This window comes from Scytonema sp. UIC 10036, assembly GCF_009725235.1.
In genome coordinates this window covers 16,607-36,267 of record NZ_WJFC01000102.1, presented here as the reverse complement: position 1 = coordinate 36,267, position 19,661 = coordinate 16,607, and the positions used below count along the sequence as shown (strand labels likewise).

General features: G+C 41.4%; 20 protein-coding genes, 1 pseudogene and 1 other annotated feature. Of the genes and pseudogenes, 8 read left to right on the top strand and 13 right to left on the bottom strand.

The annotated features are described in order from the left end of the window. Positions 1–87: 87 nt before the first annotated feature. From F7734_RS35750 to F7734_RS35735, 4 genes are all read right to left on the bottom strand, one after another. Complete coding sequence (locus F7734_RS35750) at positions 88–795, bottom strand: ComF family protein (protein WP_155749241.1); 708 nt, start codon at positions 793–795, stop codon at positions 88–90. A 132-nt stretch (positions 796–927) separates the two neighbouring features. Then, positions 928–1,269, bottom strand: a complete 342-nt coding sequence (locus F7734_RS35745) for a BON domain-containing protein (RefSeq protein WP_155749240.1) — start codon at positions 1,267–1,269, stop codon at positions 928–930. Between the two features lie 284 nt (positions 1,270–1,553). Continuing rightward, positions 1,554–2,465 carry a sterol desaturase family protein gene (locus F7734_RS35740; protein ID WP_243147268.1) on the bottom strand — a complete coding sequence of 304 codons (912 nt, stop codon included), beginning with the start codon at positions 2,463–2,465 and terminating at the stop codon, positions 1,554–1,556. 81 nt (positions 2,466–2,546) lie between these two features. After that, on the bottom strand, positions 2,547–3,227 hold the full coding sequence (locus F7734_RS35735; protein WP_155749239.1) for an alpha/beta hydrolase: 681 nt from the start codon (positions 3,225–3,227) through the stop codon (positions 2,547–2,549). Between the two features lie 456 nt (positions 3,228–3,683). Here F7734_RS35735 and F7734_RS35730 point away from each other — a divergent pair, with 456 nt between their 5' ends. Both F7734_RS35730 and F7734_RS35725 read left to right on the top strand, forming a co-directional pair. Beyond that, a complete protein-coding gene (locus tag F7734_RS35730; protein ID WP_155749238.1) occupies positions 3,684–5,030 on the top strand; it encodes an erythromycin esterase family protein in 1,347 nt (448 codons plus the stop codon). 128 nt (positions 5,031–5,158) lie between these two features. Continuing rightward, positions 5,159–5,491: a thioredoxin domain-containing protein gene (locus F7734_RS35725; RefSeq protein WP_155749237.1), complete on the top strand. Its 333-nt coding sequence runs from the start codon at positions 5,159–5,161 to the stop codon at positions 5,489–5,491. A gap of 82 nt (positions 5,492–5,573) precedes the next feature. On the opposite strand, the gene F7734_RS35720 is transcribed toward F7734_RS35725, so the two are convergent. Together F7734_RS35720 and F7734_RS35715 are read right to left on the bottom strand one after the other, a co-directional pair. Continuing rightward, positions 5,574–5,990, bottom strand: a complete 417-nt coding sequence (locus tag F7734_RS35720) for a hypothetical protein (RefSeq protein WP_155749236.1) — start codon at positions 5,988–5,990, stop codon at positions 5,574–5,576. Between the two features lie 122 nt (positions 5,991–6,112). After that, entirely contained in the window at positions 6,113–6,826 is a 714-nt protein-coding gene (locus F7734_RS35715; protein WP_155749235.1) for a Crp/Fnr family transcriptional regulator, read from the bottom strand. A gap of 3 nt (positions 6,827–6,829) precedes the next feature. On the opposite strand from F7734_RS35715, the gene F7734_RS35710 reads away from it, so the two are divergent. Next, on the top strand, positions 6,830–7,099 hold the full coding sequence (locus F7734_RS35710; RefSeq protein ID WP_155749234.1) for a hypothetical protein: 270 nt from the start codon (positions 6,830–6,832) through the stop codon (positions 7,097–7,099). Between the two features lie 215 nt (positions 7,100–7,314). Here F7734_RS35710 and F7734_RS35705 read toward each other — a convergent pair whose 3' ends face one another. After that, positions 7,315–8,034, bottom strand: a complete 720-nt coding sequence (locus tag F7734_RS35705) for a hypothetical protein (RefSeq protein WP_207714291.1) — start codon at positions 8,032–8,034, stop codon at positions 7,315–7,317. A gap of 440 nt (positions 8,035–8,474) precedes the next feature. Between F7734_RS35705 and F7734_RS35700 the strand changes: the two genes are divergently transcribed. Continuing rightward, the gene (locus F7734_RS35700; RefSeq protein ID WP_155749233.1) at positions 8,475–9,590 is read left to right on the top strand and encodes an SMP-30/gluconolactonase/LRE family protein; all 1,116 of its coding nucleotides are present in this window, start codon (positions 8,475–8,477) and stop codon (positions 9,588–9,590) included. On the opposite strand, the gene F7734_RS35695 is transcribed toward F7734_RS35700, so the two are convergent. After that, complete coding sequence (locus F7734_RS35695) at positions 9,587–9,781, bottom strand: hypothetical protein (RefSeq protein ID WP_155749232.1); 195 nt, start codon at positions 9,779–9,781, stop codon at positions 9,587–9,589. The genes F7734_RS35700 and F7734_RS35695 overlap by 4 nt on opposite strands. Before the next feature lie 61 nt (positions 9,782–9,842). Further along, entirely contained in the window at positions 9,843–10,073 is a 231-nt protein-coding gene (locus F7734_RS35690; protein WP_207714290.1) for an SDR family oxidoreductase, read from the bottom strand. A 518-nt stretch (positions 10,074–10,591) separates the two neighbouring features. Here F7734_RS35690 and F7734_RS61010 point away from each other — a divergent pair. From F7734_RS61010 to ileS, 3 genes and pseudogenes are all read left to right on the top strand, one after another. After that, a pseudogene (locus F7734_RS61010) lies at positions 10,592–10,735 on the top strand (NAD(P)-binding protein); the annotation flags it as partial. Positions 10,736–10,980: 245 nt separating this feature from the next. Then, positions 10,981–11,115 (top strand): hypothetical protein, encoded by a 135-nt coding sequence (locus F7734_RS65610; protein ID WP_279239796.1) that lies wholly within the window; start codon positions 10,981–10,983, stop codon positions 11,113–11,115. Positions 11,116–11,194: 79 nt separating this feature from the next. Beyond that, positions 11,195–11,494 (top strand) — a binding site (T-box leader). Between the two features lie 95 nt (positions 11,495–11,589). Further along, positions 11,590–14,910, top strand: a complete 3,321-nt coding sequence (gene ileS, locus F7734_RS35680) for an isoleucine--tRNA ligase (RefSeq protein WP_155749230.1) — start codon at positions 11,590–11,592, stop codon at positions 14,908–14,910. A 136-nt stretch (positions 14,911–15,046) separates the two neighbouring features. Here ileS and F7734_RS35675 read toward each other — a convergent pair whose 3' ends face one another. From F7734_RS35675 to F7734_RS64180, 4 genes are all read right to left on the bottom strand, one after another. Beyond that, positions 15,047–16,003 carry a hypothetical protein gene (locus tag F7734_RS35675; RefSeq protein WP_155749229.1) on the bottom strand — a complete coding sequence of 319 codons (957 nt, stop codon included), beginning with the start codon at positions 16,001–16,003 and terminating at the stop codon, positions 15,047–15,049. Between the two features lie 3 nt (positions 16,004–16,006). Then, positions 16,007–17,119: a DUF3696 domain-containing protein gene (locus tag F7734_RS35670; protein ID WP_155749228.1), complete on the bottom strand. Its 1,113-nt coding sequence runs from the start codon at positions 17,117–17,119 to the stop codon at positions 16,007–16,009. A gap of 140 nt (positions 17,120–17,259) precedes the next feature. After that, positions 17,260–17,643, bottom strand: coding sequence for a hypothetical protein (locus F7734_RS64185; protein ID WP_243147267.1), 384 nt, complete (start codon positions 17,641–17,643; stop codon positions 17,260–17,262). Between the two features lie 23 nt (positions 17,644–17,666). After that, positions 17,667–18,236, bottom strand: coding sequence for a DUF262 domain-containing protein (locus F7734_RS64180; RefSeq protein ID WP_243147266.1), 570 nt, complete (start codon positions 18,234–18,236; stop codon positions 17,667–17,669). Positions 18,237–18,851: 615 nt separating this feature from the next. Between F7734_RS64180 and F7734_RS35660 the strand changes: the two genes are divergently transcribed. Then, the gene (locus tag F7734_RS35660) at positions 18,852–19,607 is read left to right on the top strand and encodes an aldolase/citrate lyase family protein (RefSeq protein WP_166482355.1); all 756 of its coding nucleotides are present in this window, start codon (positions 18,852–18,854) and stop codon (positions 19,605–19,607) included. Positions 19,608–19,661: the final 54 nt, after the last annotated feature.

Below are 19,661 nucleotides of genomic sequence, written 5' to 3'. Positions count from 1 at the left end.
TAAACAGAAATAAAAAGTTGCGAAGTGCGGCTTTAGCCCACGTAGCAACAACGTTAAGAATCCTTCGAGCTTTAGCCGAAGTGAGTGTCAAGTATGATTTTTATCTAGGTTGTAACTGGGGTTGTTCTGGTTGTAGGTAAGAGCGGCTGCTACGGTTCCTAAAACTCCAATTCCAAAGTCATTAAGTGTTTGGGTAGCAGATTTGGCAGTAGCACCAGTGGTGTAAATGTCATCAATCAATAGCACGGGGGCTTTTAAGGTGTGATGAAAATCTTGTCCTATTCGGAAAGCTTTAAATAAGTTCTTTTCTCTCTCAGACACAGATAAATTATACTGTGCTTCAGTTTCTTCTACTCTCTCCAATCCGTTTACTTTTAATTGCAATCCTGTTGTTTCACAAAAGCTTTGGGCTATGAGTGCTGCTTGGTTGAAACCCCGCTTTTTTTGCTTATTGGGGTGGAGTGGAATTGGCACAACTATGCATTTTGTATTCCGTGCAGGGCTATTTGATAGCCATGTGTTGCCCAGATATTGACCTAAAGGACGAGCAATTTCAGGATGGTTTTTATATTTCATGGCAGCGATCGCTAACTTAAGAGTACCACCGTAACTTCCCCAAGCGAAAACTGGAAGGGGTTGGTGCCAAAGAACACTAGGATTGGGCAAACAACATCGTTGTAGTTGCTGAGTACAGTTTTGGCAAACTTCTTGGTCAGTAGGACGCTGGCATAGAGGACAGTTAGATTTCAGGAAAATGTTTAATAAACTTTGAACATTTCTCACCCAAAGTGACATATTTTACATTATTTAATTACAACTTGTCATTTTCAGTATATGTCTGCTGACAGCTTATCTGGAAGACTGAAATGAAAAATGCGGGAATTTCTGATGACGACATCGGAAAAAACCCGCATTTTTTAAGTAAATTTATCCAACAGTCACTTCGTCAGTAGCGACATCGGTTGCACCTGATACTCCACTAGCAACAGCAACGATTGTGTCAAGGATGTCTTGATTGGGAACGCTTCCTTTTAAGACAACGGTGCCACCTGTTTGAGCAACCCACAGGCTTTCTATATCGTTTAATTCAGGGTTTTGGTCGAAAGCAAGTGCGACTCGTTTTGCGAGTCCACTTTGATCGTACTCTCCATTGAGACCAACTCTCTCAGGAGGGATTTCTCCACCATCGGGTGATTCTTCTACTGGTACAGGGTTTGTCTGTGCATTTTCTGGCTTTTCCAGTCCGAACAATCGTTGTAACCAACCCATATGAATAACCCAAAAACTATCACATTTGGTTATACCATACAGAGTTTTTACAGTTATCGGTTGTTGGTGTTAATTATTCACTGTGCGCTAATAGTATCACGTTTTAACTTTCTGCCTTCTTACTTCAGCATAGCTGGTACCAATACTGCAAGGGCTCTCGGAAATTGTAGGTTGGGTTGAGGAACGAAACCCAACATTTACAGATACCTGTTGGGTTTCGTTCCTCAACCCAACCTACGTGTTTTCGTATTTTTCGGCTTAACCGACAAGTATTGTAGCTGGTACTACTCTGTTTTAAGAGATAAATTTGGTGTAATGGATTTATTGCTAAAATCCACCATTTGAGTTAAGGCTTCACCTAAAACGACTGGATTCCTTTCCACAGGTTTGTTGTCAGGTTTGCGCCAGTAGTCGCGCTGTTGTTGAAAGGGTAAGAGCAAAATATGCTGTAGTTTGTTGTCATCAGGAGACGAATAAGCCGGAATCCCAATCTCAATCTCTGACTGAGGAACGTTTAGCCGCAGTGTCTGATGCAGTTTATCCCACCAAGGAAAAATAACAGAATAGTTGGAATTGGTTTCTTCTTGAACCTGGGAGTGATGTACACCGTGCATCCGGGGCGTTACCAAGATTGTATTCAACCAACGTTCAGTCCAAATGGGAAGACGAATATTGGTGTGATGAAACAGGGTATTTGCTTGATAAACTAACTCGTAGAGAATGTAAGTTCCCAACGATATACCAATTAGAGCTATCTGAAAAACCCGAAGTCCGGCTGATAGAACAATTTCTACAACGTGAAAGCGAAAACCTGTAGAAATGTCTAAATCTGGATCGATGTGATGTACGTTGTGAAAGCGCCACAGAAAAAGAAATCTGTGATTGGCTCTATGCCAGTAATAGTAAGTTAAATCCATCAATAAAAAAGCTATGACGCTTTTGATGGCTGTAGGTAGTGCCACAAGATGAACCAATCCAAATGACTGTAAGTGAGTCCACTGCAACATAAATTGAGCGGTAGGTTGGACAACAGTCGCATTTGCGGCAAAAGCCAAAGCAATAACACAGGAGTTGATAAACAACCTGTTTATGAGTGAATGCTTTTGCAATCGCAGGGGAAAGATTCTTTCCAGCAGAAACAGGATAACAAAAACTGCTGTGACGATCGCATAGACATAGTTTAGTGATACTAACATTTTTGTCAACCAGTCTTCAATTAAGAATTTTAATTTGCCATCAAACTACAGGAATATATTGCTTTCTTTTCACTCTCCCTACTATCGATTCCATGTTACTAAATGCTGCTCAAACCACTCACTCGATAACCGTGCAACTGCCTCTAGTGTTCCCGGTTCTTCAAAAAGATGGGTTGCTTCGGGAACGATCGCTAACTTCTTTTCTACTTGTAACTGTTCCAACGCTTCTTGATTCATGCGAATCACTGGCGTATCTCTTTCACCTACAATTAATAATGTTGGTGCTTGAACATTTGACAGCGACGCTTCTGCTAAGTCAGGTCTTCCACCGCGAGAAACAATAGCACAAATACCATTAGGGTGTTGTGCTGCTGCAACCAAAGCTGCGGCTGCACCAGTACTAGCACCAAAGTAAGCAATTTTCGTTTTGTAAATCTCTAGATTTTGGGCAAGCCATTGTGTAGCATCAATGAGACGTTCCGCTAATAAGTTAATGTTAAAGCGCAATTGTCCTGTTTGATTGTCTATTTCTTCTTCATCTTGAGTCAGCAAATCAATCAACAGGGTAGCAAACCCTGCTTTATTTAATTCTTCGGCAACATAGCGATTTCTGGAACTGTACCGACTGCTACCACTACCGTGAGCAAATAGCACAACTCCACGAGCATTTTCAGGTATCCTTAAATCACCGTCTAGGTTAATTACACCTGATGGAACTTGAATTGAACGTTCTTCAAATCGTGATTCTAATGTTCTATCCATAAACCTTGTACTAAAAATTTTTTACAATTGCTCTTAAATTTGTACTTCCAAGAGCCTTTGCTAAGGCTCATCCATCTTCAGTATGGATCGTTTAGTAACATATTTGAGATATCTGTATAAATAAATTATTAACAGCGAGCGCTTCAGTAAGTGTAAATCACTTGATAACTTGGTGTCCTAAGCTACATTCAAATTTTAAATTTTTATCTCACTTTCAGCGAGCGAGTCATATTGATAACATCACTAAAGAAAGAGGAGAAAGAGCTTTCATACATTTACAATAGGCTAATCAATCTTAAATCACCAAATGTCTTTGATAAATCATCTCTTAGATAAAAATATCTCATTACAATAGAACCCCGACTCCTTTTACAGCCTTGAATATTAGAGGAAGAAATTTGTCAGCGATCGCGATGGGCTGTCAAAAGGACTGCTATAGTCATTAGGTTTAAAATCATGGCAAATACAAGCACAACAAAACTTAGTGATGCAGTGCGTCAAGCAGCTCATCCACTGACAGGTACATCTGAAGATTATGACCCTTTACTAGAACTTATTGGTGATGCTCGCTTTGTACTTATTGGTGAGGCGACTCATGGTACTCATGAGTTTTACGAACAACGAGCCGAAATTACCAAACGCCTGATTCAAGAAAAAGGGTTTACGGCTGTAGCTGTAGAAGCAGATTGGCCTGATGCATACCGAGTCAATTGCTATGTACGCGGAGTGAATGATGACCAGACTCCTGCTGAGGCATTAAGCGGTTTTCAACGGTTCCCGACTTGGATGTGGCGTAACACTGATGTGGTCAATTTCATTGGTTGGCTGCGTCAATACAATGATTCATTACCGCAGAATGCAACGAAAGCTGGTTTTTACGGGCTTGACCTCTACAGTATGTATTCCTCAATAGATGAGGTTGTGGGTTATCTGGACAAAGTTGACCCAGAAGCTGCAAAAAAAGCACGTCATCGCTACTCGTGCTTAGAACACTTTGGTGAAGATTCCCAAGCATACGGATATGCTGTTAGTTTTGATATGAGTGAGTCTTGCGAGCAAGAAGTTATCAATCAATTGATGGAGTTGCAACGGAAGACAGGAGAGTATGGACAGCGCGATGGTCGGGTCAAAGAAGATGAATTTTTCTATGCCGAACAAAATGCCCGACTTGTAAAGAGTGCAGAGGAATACTACCGCTCGATGTTCCAAGGTCGGGTGTCATCTTGGAACGTGCGGGATAAGCACATGGCAGAAACCCTAGATCGTTTGGTTGCCCATTTTGATAGTCAGGGAAACCGTACAAAGGTCGTTGTTTGGGAACATAATTCCCACTTAGGAGATGCACGAGCAACTGATATGAGTTCTGTGGGTGAACTCAACGTAGGACAACTAGTACGCGAACGTTACGATCGCGATGCTGTACTTGTTGGTTTTACTACATATACAGGAACAGTTACAGCAGCTTCTCGTTGGGGAGGTATAGCACAACTCAAACAAGTACTTCCAGGATTACCAGATAGCTACGAAGCATTGTTCCACGATACTGGGTTACCTCGGTTTTTACTGAATTTGCAACAAGATAATGAAGCAGTGACAGCGCTGAATGAGCCAAGATTAGAGCGAGCTATTGGGGTTATTTACTTGCCTAAAACAGAGCGTGTCAGTCATTACTTCCATACTAATCTTCCCAAACAATTTGATGCTGTCATTCACATTGATGACACAACAGGTGTAGAATCCATCGATCGCAATCCTCACTGGCAGATGGAAGAAGCACCAGAGACTTTTCCTACAGGTATGTGAATAGTGCTAATGGCTAATGGCTAATGGCTAATGGCTAATTGTAGAAGATGAGTAGATATACTTATTCCACCTTTCGGGGATAATTTATTTTTTGCAGTTTTTTGAAATCAATCTAGGGAAGCAAATCAATGGCAGTCAAACAACAATTCCAAAACTTTGAAGAATTATTATCTAGTTCAAATTTGCCGACACTCGTGGTGTTTGAATCTCCTCAATGTGGTCCTTCTCACCTAATAGATGTATGTTTGGAGCAAGTACACAATCAAATGAAAGAACAACTTGTCATTGTTAGAATTGATAGTGAAAAATATTCCGAGCTAGCTTCTAAATATCAAGTTCATCCTTTACCAACACTATTACTTTTTAAAAATGGTGAGATTGTAGCGAGAATTGAAGAAGAGCAAACCGAGAAATTAATGACAACTTCACGTTTGCTCGAACGTTTGCAAAGCTTTCTTTGAAAACATGTTTAGATCCAGGCGATCGTAGATATAGCGATCGCTCATTTGCAACCAATACAGTTCTTGTGGAACATAGGTAAAGTCATGCCGTCATTCTTTGCCCCAATGAGGCATATGAATCATTTTTCACTCGCTCTGGTATACTAATTAACAAATCTATTTCTTTCAATTCTTCTGGTTTAACAAGTGAGCCATAGATAACAGTTAGTAATTGCGCTACTAATTTAGTACCAATTTTTTGCTCCTGCAAAATTATTTTAGCCAGTGCCTTAGCCTCATCAAGGCATACCCCTAACAACAATGCCTTACTCAATTCCTGATTTGTAATGTCTAACTCTTGCTTTACCTCTAGCAGTTTTTGTTCTAATTGATAAATATACCCGTTTTGACTCTCAATTAACTCACGTAAAAGCTCTATTTCTTCCTGAGAAACTAATAATTCTTCATGAGTAGACGGTAAGAGGTTTGTCGTTAGGTATTCTTGTTGATTCTTCTCCATGAGTTTAATGAGTTGGTTGTATATGCTTTATGTTTAACTATACACACCCTAAAGATGGAAAGTCAGTACGGTTTCGGACAGAAGCTTGATAATTGCAAACTTTTTTTCCAGATTTGGGAGCTTTAACTAAATAATCGGTTATATTCTGCCTTGATTATACGGTAACACTCACAGGCGCTTGTTTCCAAGCTTTTTCTGTCAACAATCTGGATATGTCCGCGCTGATAAGAAATTAAGCCCCTGCTTTGGAGTTTACGAGCTGTTTCGCTAACTCCAGAACGTCTAATACCGAGCATTGTGGACAGAAATTCATGCGTGAGGGAAAATGAGTCTGACCCTACACCGTCACTGCTCATCAGCAACCAACGGCAGAGCCTTGCTTCTATATGATGGAGACGATTGCAGGCAGCGCTTTGCGAACTAAAAACAATGACTGTATATATGTAACGATAGAGAAGCTTTTGCAGCGCGCCGCCTCTGTCGAATGCCTCTTTGATAATCTGAGATTTGACACGCACCGCTTGTCCGGGGATTTGTGCCAGTGTCTGCATCGGCGTTATGCTTGCATCTAAAAAAACTGGCACACCTGCCATTCCCTCGCGCCCGATACAGCCGGATTCGACTGTAGAGCCGTCTTCCATCACAGTTACTAGGGAGAGCAATGAGTTAACAGGGAAATAGACACACTCGATAGGTTCATTCGGCACGATAATGGGCTGTCCTCGTGAGAGTGAGACTAGCTCTATATGAGGATGTAAGTGTTCTAGCTCATCAGAAGGTAGTTTGGCAAGCAGATGATTTTGTGTTAAGAGAGGTGCATTTTGGTCAATGGACATCACATGGTTTTTAATATAGATAAAGCAAATACTACTAACTTAACCTGCAACTTAGACAGTGCAACGCGACTATGCCAATATTTTAAGGAGTTGGTCGCCGAGCAAACCGCGTGTGAAGTCACCTATAGCCTCGATCGCTACCTCAAGCTTTTAAGTACTCATCGGGGACTAGAGCCACAAGCGGAAGAATTACTATTTGCAGCTTCCTTGCAGGAGAAGCTAGAAAAATTTGGAGATAGGTACAACTCTCGTTTCTTTCTGCTGTTCATGTAGCCCGTAAAGATGGCTAAAGATAAATTTTTCTAACTTTGGATAGTTTTAATTGAAGGCGAGAGATGTTGAGATCGTATTTTAGTATTCTCTCACTCTCAAATGGAGGAATACAAATGAATCCTGCTACAAATAAAAAAAAAGTGTGTGATTCCGGTGTTTAAATCGCCAGATGGGCAATTGGCTTCCCGTTGGCTGCGTACTGATTCTATGCAGCCTCAGATCGATCTTCCTGAAACCGAATTACTTGGAAAAATGATAGTAGCAAAGTCTTTGCAGCAGAGCAGCGAAATTATACTCACGACTCTCGGACTCGGTGCTTTGCCTGTGACCTGTAATCGCGGGGATTGGCGCACTTTAAAGGCAAAAACGACTAGTGCAACGATCGCGATTGGGGTTCCAATCAACTGAGGGGGAGATGCTAGAAAACGTTCTTGGGTATAAGTGCCGAAGCAGATTAATGTTGCACCCAAGAGAAACAGAAGGGTAGTGACAGCTAAACCAACTTTGCCCAACCAAGGAGTGGTGCTTCGGTTAGGAACTAATGTCTCAATCAGTGCGATCGACACACTTGTACTCCAAACGGTATGCAAGGTCAGCACATACAGCGTCCACCATGCACCTATACCGAGTACTGGGATATAGGCGATATTCAGCAGGTTCAAGCCGACAAACGAGGGGTTGAATAGGCTTTGGGTGACCAGTCCTTCTTCAATCACAGCATATGCCAATCCAAGCAAGATCATCGTTGTCCATCCCCGTTTGGTGCGGCGTGTTACTTCGCGGATCAAAAGTGTCCCACCGCCGTACAGTGGCGCAGCAAATAGCCCAATTGGCAGTGCGTCGATTGATATATTACCCAGCAAAAATTCCGCGATCGAAGGTGAGAGAACGAACAATCCGATCGCAGGTGCAATGCGCTTCAACTTGTTCAGCATATTACGATCTCCCAGTTTGCAATATTTTTGGTACTGAGAAAAGCAGCGGGAATAATCAAGTGAGTGACAATCAACAGTCCAATCAAGAACATGGCACAGCTTCCACACCGGGCGATCGCTCAACAGTTTACTGAAAAAAACTCACCTTGTTCATCCACTTTTGTGAAGAGATGCCAGAGCGAAACGCGATTGAACTGGATTATCGTTTGGAGAATTTAGAGGAACGATGGCATTTCTGGTAATTTCCGTTGCAAGCGATCGCTCCAATTAATCATCCAATTCACCACACAATCTGCCAAAAGGTAGGCGCAAACTAAATACACAATCACCAGCATGAAGAGGTGATTGGAAAAAGTCGGCAGACCGTATCATGTGTACCATTGGATACCTTACGCTCATTTACAACAGATGATAATAGGCGTATATCAACATTGCAAATTATGAAAAAGCTCTGTTCTTTTATTCTAGCAGCACTTTTGATTGGTGGTTTAACACAATTAACACGAGCATCCGCCAACAACAAAAAATGGGATAACAATCAGATTGGCATTGAGCATAAGAAAGATTTGTCGCCGATTAACACTGAGGCTCCCACCATTCCTGGCAGAATTGTCCGCTATGATTCCCGTATTAACAGTATTATTCCCGCTAATGCCAAATTAGAAAAATTGGCGGATGGATTTCTTTGGGTGGAAGGTCCGGTTTGGAATCGAAAAGAGAAATATCTGCTATTTTCGGATGTGAAAGCCAATAAAATCTACAAATGGGAACCAGGGAAAGGGATCTCGACTTATTTGAGTCCCAGTGGATATACGGGGGACACTCCCTTTAACGGAATAGAACCCGGTTCTAATGGATTAACCTTTGATAGCCAGGGCAGACTGGTGATGTGTCAGCATGGCAATCGTCGCGTCGCGAGGTTAGAGAACAGAGAGAACAACACCCAAATTGCTCTGGCAGATCGGTATGACAACAAACGGTTGAACAGTCCCAATGACCTGGTTTACAAATCTAATGGAGACCTGTACTTCACCGATCCCCCCTATGGTTTGCCAACCCAAAGATTTGACGATCCACAGAAGGAACTCCCGTTTAGTGGCGTTTACCGCCTATCGCCCGATGGCGAGTTAACGCTATTGACTGATGAGATTCGTTCTCCCAATGGCATTGCATTTTCTCCAAATGAAAAGATTCTCTATATCTCCGATTCAACCACCAAAGAATCGAGATGGCGGGCATACGATGTAGCAGAGGATGGCACGCTTCAAAATGGTCGCACGTTTGCGGATGGTCGGACATGGGAACGCAACCGCCAGGGGAATCCCGATGGGATCAAGGTTGATAAGGCAGGTAATGTGTACGGTGCTGCACCCGAGGCAGTTCTCATTTTTGCTCCCGATGGGACGCTTCTGGGGAGTATAGAAACGGGTGTACGAACAGGCAATTTAGCCTGGGGAGAAGATGGTCACAGCCTCTTTATTGCAGCCAACACAGCTATCTATCGCATTCGCTTGACTGCCACAGGCGAGGGATATTCACGGAATGGCAATCGTTAGCGTAGGTTTTGCGTAAAAATACGAAGATACGTAGGTTGGGTTGAGGAACGAAACCCAACATTTCCATGCCTTTGTTGAGTTTCTCCACGGCGATCCCAATCCACAAAATTCTCAGCCCTTGCAGTAAAGAGTACATTTTTTGCCTGTTTGTCCAGCGATCGATGCTTCTCCCATTGGAGAGACTTTGCCAATCCAGCCAGCGGATATAGATGGGATTAGTTCATCGCTTCTGAAGCGATTCTTGAACTAGAACTAAAGAGATTGACCGCCAGAGATTTCGATTCTTTGTCCAGAGAGCCATCGGTTCTCTTGAGATAGCAATAACGCGATCGCACTGCCAATATCATCTGGTTCACCCACACGACCTAAAGCGGTTTGGGACGCGATCGACTTGTTAATTTCTGGATTGTCCCGCACGACACTTCCCTCAGTGGCGATCGCGCCCGGAGCAACTGCATACACTGTGATTTGTCGGTGTCCCAATTCCTTTGCTAAGGATCGAGTTAGAACCTCAATTGCACACTAGAGGAACAAACTATGAAAAAGTTCGCTCAACAAGTAATTGTCGCGATCGCGCACCAAGAGACGAAAAAGGCTTCCTCGAATTCGCCAAGTCCATGCCCGCTCAGGAAATCTACGAAGTTATCAAAGATGCTGAACCCCTCTCAGAACTATTGCCCTATAAGCTTCCGACCAACCAACGCTACCATTATGAAGGAATGGCACGTTTTCCCGAAGATTACTTGGTTTTTGGCGATGCCATTTGCAGTTTTAACCCTGTCTACGGTCAAGGCATGACGATTCATCCGATACTTTTAAAAATACAAGAACACTTAAGACAAACCAATAAATTCTTAGATAATCTAAGAGAGGAGGAGTCCTTGCTTTATAAGCCTTATAACCGTCGTCGATTTATTCAAAAGACAGCCCTATTCTCTACTGGTTTAGTCACCTCACTAACTTCTGCTCGTTTTGCTCTTGCTGGCTCTAGAAAACATGGAATGTCTCGATATGATTATATTGTGATTGGTGCTGGCTCGGCGGGCAGTGTCGTTGCCAACCGTCTTACAGAAGACCCCAAAGTGAGAGTATTGCTGCTCGAAGCGGGTAGTCCTGATACCAAACCAGAAATTCAGGTTCCTTCAGAGTGTGAATTAATTGAACCGCAAAGATGCAAAGAGCAAGGGAGTAAGAGAAGAAGATCGGTAATCTTATGGCGGAAAGGAGTAATTTCTTCGTTGAGCTTACGCCACTTCTTCTTCTTTATGGGTTGGCTGTGTTAATTAGTCTTTTGGTAGAGAATTTATCTAAGCGATCGCGTTAGCCTGCAGATAAGAAAAATTGTTAATAAGTTCTAAGTAGAAAAGGTCAGTTTTTTGGGAAGGCATGAATGATGGAAGTTTCAAATGCGTTGATGAATAAAATTTTAAGCTACTTGCTGCAACAAGCAGATGCAGGAGATACAGAGGCGGAAGAACTGCTTGATGAGTTGAATGAGTTGGTTAACCTGCAACGAAAACAGTAAAATATCTATTGCGGCAAGATCTCTGGCGAGCAGGTCATGCCCACATCGGCGTTGTTATGCTATCATGTATGAGCTATAACTAAAAGCAATGAAGGGAACGAGTAATTTCTAAGTCGGTGCTGAGCGAGTCAGGGATGGTGCGAGCCTGAACACACGGTAGAAACGAAAATCCTCCCCGAGCTGCTCTCCGAAAAAAGCATTTCCACAGGAAGCCAGAAACCTCAGTTTTAGTCTCCCTTAGCGAAAGCTTTGAGTAGATAGAGCCGTGTTCTGCACGTTACAGCAGAGCGCTCTTCCCGTCAGGGAGTAGCGATAAAGTCCAGAATTGCGAGATTCTGGGAAAGTTGGGTGGTACCGCGCTCACCTAAGCGTCCCAATGCATAGGTATGAGGTATTTCTGTTGTTTTACCTCATGAAAAGGGATAAGAATGTCAAACGTTTAGTTTGTCAAATGAAGAGTGAGTGCGGTTAAGTATGTTTAGAGAAGTTCAACAATCAGTTTGCTTCCCACATTTGGAGCAAGAAATTCTTGACTTTTGGAAAACGCGCAACATATTTCGGAAGTCAGTCGATAAAGAGGCTCCTGAAGGGAATTTTGTCTTTTATGAAGGTCCGCCAACTGCTAATGGTAAGCCCGGAGTGCATCACGTTATCTCCCGCGCTTATAAGGATTTGTTCCCCCGGTATAAAACCATGCAAGGGTATAGAGTTCAACGTAAAGGGGGATGGGATACTCACGGCTTACCTGTGGAGCTTGGCGTTGAAAAGAAGTTAGGCTTTACCAAAAAATCGGATATTGAAGCTTTCGGTATTGATAAGTTCAATCAACTCTGCAAGCAATCGGTCTTTGAGTACATTCAAGATTGGAATGCTATGAGCGATCGCATTGGCTACTGGCTGGACTTAGAAAATGCTTACATTACCTATGACAACAGCTACATTGAGTCCTGCTGGTGGGTAATGAAATCCCTGTGGGAGCGGGGTCTTCTCTTTGAAGATTACCGCGCAACTTGGCACTGTCCTCGCAACAATACCAGTCTCTCAGACCATGAAGTAGCGCAAGGGTATCGAGAGAATGTGGAAGATCCCTCCGTGTATCCCAAATTTCCAGCACAGCTAGCTCAACTTGTGGAACGTAACATAGTAGAATCTGGAGAACGTCCCGTCTATATCTTGGCTTGGACAACAACTCCGTGGACGCTGGCTGCAAATGTTGCTCTTGCAGTCAGAGGTGATGCTACCTATGGTCTGTTTGAAGCAGCAACAAGCGATCGCAATCCAGACCAAAAAGACCTCTATATTCTGGCTTGCCAACGTGCCAATGATGTCTTTGGTGAAAACAATTACCAGGTACTGAAAACTTTTTTAGGTCAAGAACTGGTTAACTTGCAATACAGTCCGATCTTACGTGGTCGTATTCCAGAAGGGGAAGACCTCTCTCAAGGTTTCCGTGTGATTCTAGATGAACAAGTAACCATCGATGATGGAACAGGCGTTCTGCATGTTGCGACTGCATATGGTGACCTTGAGCTTGGACGCAAGCACAATCTCCCCATGCTCTTCTCTGTAGATCTACTGGGAAAAGTTTACCCTGAGGTAAAATTGCCAGATGCACCTGCGGGTGAAGGTCGTTATACGGGAACATTTTTCAAGGATGCAGATGAGCAAATTGCTAGAGATTTGTTAGAACGGGGCTTGCTGTATCGAAAAACCACTATCCGACATACTTATCCCTTCAACTACCGGGATGGAACGCCACTCATCAACTACGCCAAAAAAAGTTGGTACATCCGCACGACAGCAGTCAAAAACAAGCTCATTGACAACAATAACAAGATTGCATGGCATCCGGAATATATCCGGGATGGTCGATTTGGGGATTGGTTGAGAAACAACGTTGATTGGGCAGTTTCTCGCGAGCGATATTGGGGTGCGCCGTTACCTGTTTGGGTGAGTGAAGATGAAAGCGAGTCTCTCTGTATTGGCAGCATTAAAGAACTTGAAGAACTGACAGGGCGGGATTTGTCAGGGTTAGATCTGCATCGTCCTTACATTGATGAAATCAGTTTTGAGAAGAATGGGAAGTGCTTCAAACGTGTTCCCTATACTGTTGATGTTTGGTTTGAGTCAGGTGCAATGCCTTACGCACAATGGCACTACCCCTTTGAGAATCAAAACATCCTGCAAGAGAATTTTCCAGCAAACTATATTTGTGAAGCAATTGACCAAACTCGCGGCTGGTTTTACAGCTTACATGCTCTAGCAACACTGCTGACAGATACTGGTAGTCCAGAGCGACAAGCAGGTGTTTTGTCCGGCATCAAACAGGATTGCCCTGCCTTTAAAAATGCGATCGTGCTGGGACATATTGTTGATGAGAAGGGCGAGAAAATGTCCAAGTCGAAGGGTAATGTGGTTGACCCTTGGACTGTATTAAACGTTCAAGGAGCAGACGCGCTACGCTGGTATCTTTATAGCTCAAGCCCAAGCGACAGCACCAAACGCTTCTCCCAAGCATTGGTGGAGGACACGTTGCGCGACTTCTTTATGACGCTTTGGAACACATACAGTTTTCTAGTTCTCTATGCCAATCTCGATAAACCCGATTTGACTTGTGTGATTCCGGTGACAGAACGTCCTGCTATCGATCGCTGGTTGGTATCCAAAACTAATGCACTTGTGCGGGATGTCACAGATAAACTCGACGCTTACGAGCCGACTACTGCTAGTCGTATAATCCGCGACTTTGTGGTGAACGATCTTTCAAATTGGTATATCCGTCGCAACCGACGCCGATTTTGGAAATCGACTAACGATAAGCTGGGTACGGCTTGCGTCAAGGGCGATTGCGATAAACTCTCGGCGTATAAAACTCTTTATGACACACTCGCGATCGTTGCTAAGTTAATGGCTCCTATGGCACCCTTTATCAGCGAGCACATTTATCAAAACTTAGTCCTCAGTATCTTTCCAAACGAACCGGAATCCGTACATTTAGGAAGCTGGCCTCAGTGGGATGCTACCTTGATTGACGATTCCCTAATGCGTGACATGAATGCACTTGTGCGAATTGTTGAGCTAGGACGGGCAGCCCGTGCCATGGCAGGAGTTAAAACACGTCAACCCCTTCCCGAAGTTCTGGTACGAGTTCAAAGCGAGGCAGAGCTTGCAGGGTTGAGGAGTTTAGAAGATTTGCTACAAGAAGAACTTAACGTCAAATCGGTGACATACTTAGACGTAACGGCAGATTTCGTAGATTATACCGTGAAACCCAATTTACCTCTTTTGGGCAAACGGCTTGGTCATTTGCTACCCGCGTTTAGGAAAGTGCTGGAAACTTTTGACAATCGCGAAATTGTCCGTAATATTCGAGAAGGGAAAGAGACTGCGATCGAACTAAATGAACAAGTTTATCACTTTGAACCCGAAGCATTTCTCATTCAAGCTCAAAGCCCAGCCAACTATGTAGCCCTTGAAGAATACGGTTATTTAGCAGCAATCAACACTCAACTTACACCAGAATTAATTCAAGAAGGGCTGATTCGAGATACCATCCGCCTGCTGCAAAATGCAAGAAAACAAGCAAAACTTGAAGTGTCTGCTCGAATTGACTTGGGTATAAAAACATCAGGAGCGGTTTTAGAGGCGCTAAAAGTTCATCTTGAATTAGTTAAGAATGAAGTGCTTGCTAAAAACATTGACTTTGAAGAGCTTGAGAATGCTGACTATTACGAGCAGGTAGATATTTTTGGTACACCATTAACTATCAGCTTAAAGCTAAGCAAAACTTCTTAACTAATCTGCGTCCAATCCTTAGAGGTCATTTACAAAGTAAATTTTGAATTGCCAAATGTATTGTGTAGGTTGGGTTTCGTTCCTCAACCCAACATTTCATCGATATGCTTTTTCACCAGATATCTATTACGGAAAATTACATAATTTTTAGCCCAATGTAACCAATGATAATTTTTCCTAGTTCTGAATCTACAAAAAAGTGAAGTCGCCAAGCCCCTGGAGTCATACGAACGTGCCAACTGAAAACACGCTCATTGCCATCAGGACATTTAAAAGTTAATTCCTTTTTCAATCGTTTCAACCTTGAGTCACTTTCTGGAGAAACCTTGCAAGGAAAACTGTCGATATCAAATACTCCATCCGTCCAGCTTTTGCAAGTTTCTTCCATTTCAAACAGCCGCTTAATAACTTGCCGTAATATTGGGTCACCACCGCTCAGACTCTGTACTTGCTTATAGACATCCTCACAAAACACAAGATTAGGAAATAATTCCTCTCTTCGATTCCAAATATCTAATCCATTAAGAACTTTTTCACGGATACACTTTTGAAACCAACTTGTATGTTCATATATATGCTCGCTACAACTTGCATGAACAATCTCTACAATTTCATTGACTATTTCTCCATCTTCATCGTCATCCATTCTTATCATTTCTAACAATAGCTGACTCCGATTCCATTTTTCTTTTGAAAGTAAGCTAACTGACATTGTACTAAGAAGATAAGCAACACCAAGTCCAATCGCTTGCTCTCCCTGATGTCTAAATTCAGACGAGCCAGTATTATTTTCAATACTCTTAATTTCTAAATTCGCAATCTCTGTTGAAAAAGGTGTTTTTGTGGCTAAAGTTTTAATAAAAAGTCGCTCGACTTGATCTACACTTTTATCATTAAACCAGCGACGAAGAGGGTAATTAGGTGCGAGCACTGTAGTATAAAAATCATCTTTAGTGCGAAGATTAACCTTCACACCTCGATCCTTAACTGTCTTAATAGTCTTAATAAAGCAGGACATCCATTGTTTTGCGACTTCTTGATTAGGCGCTGGTTCCTGTAAAGAGAGTTCATTTAAGATGAGGTCGATATCCATGTTTCACTCTCTTGCTGGTTCTAGCAAAGCATCTAAGCTCTTTTCCCATTCATCAAAGAAACCGTCTGGCCATTGATCGATTCTCCCGTTTCTATCAATTCGTGGTGAAACGACTTCAGAAAAAGCTAAACCTTCTTTTTCCTTGCGTTGAAAATAATGCAATTGAACATCATCAGGAGCAAGCTTACCACCATGAACAGCAAGACGAATTCCATTTAACACATGATCGCTATGGGTTTCTATCACAACTTGAACACCACAACTAGCTGCAAGTGCTAGCAACTCACCCATTTTCGCTTGTCCTTTGGGATGTAGATGAGCTTCGGGGTTTTCAATTATAATCAGAGTCCCTGGTTGTGACGACAATACTGTTAAAATAATGGGCAGAGTATAACTGATTCCAAAACCAACATTTGTTGCACGATAAGGGTTACTATCTCCATAAGAGTATTGAAAACTCATCAAATCTACATCTGGTTTTGGAGAGATTTTGATACGAGTGCCAGGACTAACTTCTCCTATCCATGCTTCAACTTGATTAATTAAATTCCAAGACTTTGCCTTTGGATGACTGAGTTCTTTATTTGGAATATCTTTGTCTCTATAAAGTGAGAGAAAGTGTGCAGTGTATTCACCTTTAGTACCAATTTGTCCTAGTCGTCTTACTTGATAATCTGACTTTTCATTAAAGGGTCTTGGTCCAACACGCTCTGCTTGAAGATAATGAAATTTGTTACGGAAAAGATTTAATTCATAAATTTTTTCCGTAAGCATTTGTGATGCGAGATTCAATACATCAACTTCTCTGTCATATTTAAAACGCCATATTCCTTCTATTCCATTTTCCCAAATAATATCAAAGCCAATGGAATCTTCTTTACCTGCACCCTCAAAAAGAGCATCCTGCGCTGTACCAATACAAACTAAATCCCCATTTAATGCTAAACCTATGTCAGGTAACAAACCTTGTTGATATGATTGACGCAAGAGTAGTAATGATTGTAGTACTGATGATTTCCCAGTACTATTGAGGCCAGAAAGTAGCGTGAGTGATTTAAATTTAAGACTTTGATTTTCAAAAGGTTTAAAATTAAGTAAACGTAATGAATGGATCATATAAGTACTTCCTGAATAATTTTTTCAACAGTGCTAAATCTGTACTCTATTTTACTTGTAGCTTGAGAAATAGACATTAAAAACTCTTTATCATTATCTACATAAAAACTAAAAGTAACAATTAATATTTTTATACGTTTCTAAAAAATCTCAATCTTATCGTCATTCAGTTCACATAAATTTAATGACCAGACCTCAAATAATGATTTATTGATTGGATACTTTTTTTTATTTTTGTTAGAAATTTTTCGGAAAGAATCCTTTCCAAAAATTTCTAAAGCTATAATCATTACATTTTTAAATTTATGTTCAATTTTTTCCATCTCTTCATCTAATAAATTATTAGCTTTAGACAAAGCTTTACTTAAGAAAGAATCTCTAGTTGAATCTTTATAATCTTTATAAGAAGTTAGATAGAAAGCTAAAAATCCAAGTACAAACTCACGGTCATCCATACGTTTTCTTTTAGCATCACTTAAAGGAATGACTTGTTGAAATTCTTTACTCTCTGTAAGTTTAATCAAAAACTTATTTGCTTTACCAGGGTTTAAAGCATGACGTAATTTTGGAAGATAGAGGTAAGCTCCTGTATAATTCTTTTAAAAATGTTATATTTGACTTCAACAGGAGTACCTTTTTCAATCAAATAAACTGTAACTTGAGTTTCCTCAATTCGTCGCTGATATCTACGGTCTAATTGATCGTAAGTTTTATTTTCCAATTCTTTGAGATACTCTAAACCTGTGAGCTTTAGATTTTTATCAGTAACAAATTGTTTTAAGGCAGATAGTCGTTGTAATCCATCTACAACTAACCATTTATCTTCATGGGTAGCATCCATATAAAAAGCAGGTAGCGGAATGCGAATGAGGATAGATTCAATAAGTCGGCTTTTAACATTATCCTTCCATATGTTTGCTTGACGTTGAAAGTCAGGCGCTAAATCAAGTGCTTCTTCATCAATTCGTCTTAATAACTGTTCAATAGTTGGTTCTTTTGTTACAATATTAATTTTGTCGGGATCGTATTGTAAAGTAGTATCTTTGTCATCTATTAATTCTTCTTCATCTACTATATCGTCATCAATAAATTCTGTATTATAGGTTTCTTCTTTCATCTCTAATGCTCCTTGGTTGTGAATATTCTAAGAGAACGTTTATAAAGTAAATCTTAAATCTCTAAATGTATTGTGTGGGTTGGATAAAAGGAAATAATTTGTTTCCTTGTCATATGGGATACTGGTACTACTTATGGGACTCCGACCTTAAGATTATCTTTACAAGGCACTCGCCATCACATTCGTCAATGTATGTCCTCAATTTTTGTCTGTAGCTTATTCTCAACGTTACACAGTTTATCGTACTCTGTTAAAAGTTATTGTTCATAAAGCTGTTCCATATCGCCCTCGACGAGTTGAACCTAGAGTTCGCCCATCGTCGTCCCAAGGCTTATCCTCATATGAGGACGCCTCGACGCTTGTTACGCAAAAAGTTGATGACTGCATAACTTTTGTCAACACAAGACTTTGGGCTATGGTAAGGGAGCATTTCTCTTACTTTCTCGCTTCGTGCCATTCTGTTTTAGACTCGATTGTACTACGTCACGAAGGATCTGGGTTTCTAGTAAATTGAAGAAGGCAGGAAGCAGCTATGAGTGACGGTAATACTGGCTCCTGCCCGAAGCCTTTGTTGTAATGGTTTTTCTTAAGGATCGAAGCTTTGGAGGTTTTTTAATGGCAATTAACTTTAAGCAAAGACTAAACCAAAAAGAAACTCTCATCGGTATTGTCATCATACTCCCATGCTCAGAAACTGCTGAAGTCTTGTCAAAACTTGAATTTGACTGGTTTTGGATAGATATGGAACATGGGCCTCTCAGTTTAGAAAAAGTCCAGTTAATTATGCAAGCAACTGGCGGGCGCTGTGCAAATTTAGTTAGGGCACCTTGGAATGACAGCGTTTGGATAAAAAGGGTACTAGATACCGGATGTGATGGGATAATTCTGCCTCAAGTCAAGACACCTCAAGAGGTCAAATATGCCATCGATGCTTGCTTATACCCTCCACTTGGAAGTCGGAGTATTGGAACTGCGAGAGCACAAAACTATGGAATGAGTTTTCCAGAGTACTTGAAGACGGCAAACGAAAACATAGTCATTATTCTACAAGTTGAACACATTGATGCAGTGAAAAACATTGAATCCATAATTGATGTTCCTGGTTTCGATGCTATACTTATTGGCCCATTCGATCTTTCCGGCAGTATGGGACTGCCCGGTCAGATTCATCATCCTGATGTACAGAAAGCAATTGGTTCTGTTAAAGAGGCATGTTTGAAAAAAAATATACCAGTAGGCATTTTTACTACTAATTCTCAGGATGCTTTATCTGCAAAAGAAGCAGGATATAGCTTGATCGGAGTAGGTGTTGACTCAATGTATCTTTGGAAATCGGCAAAACAAACTCTTGAAGAGATTAATTCAATCTAGCCTCTAGGATAATGAAACAATTAGCGACTGCAAGCACACTTGAAGTGATAACCG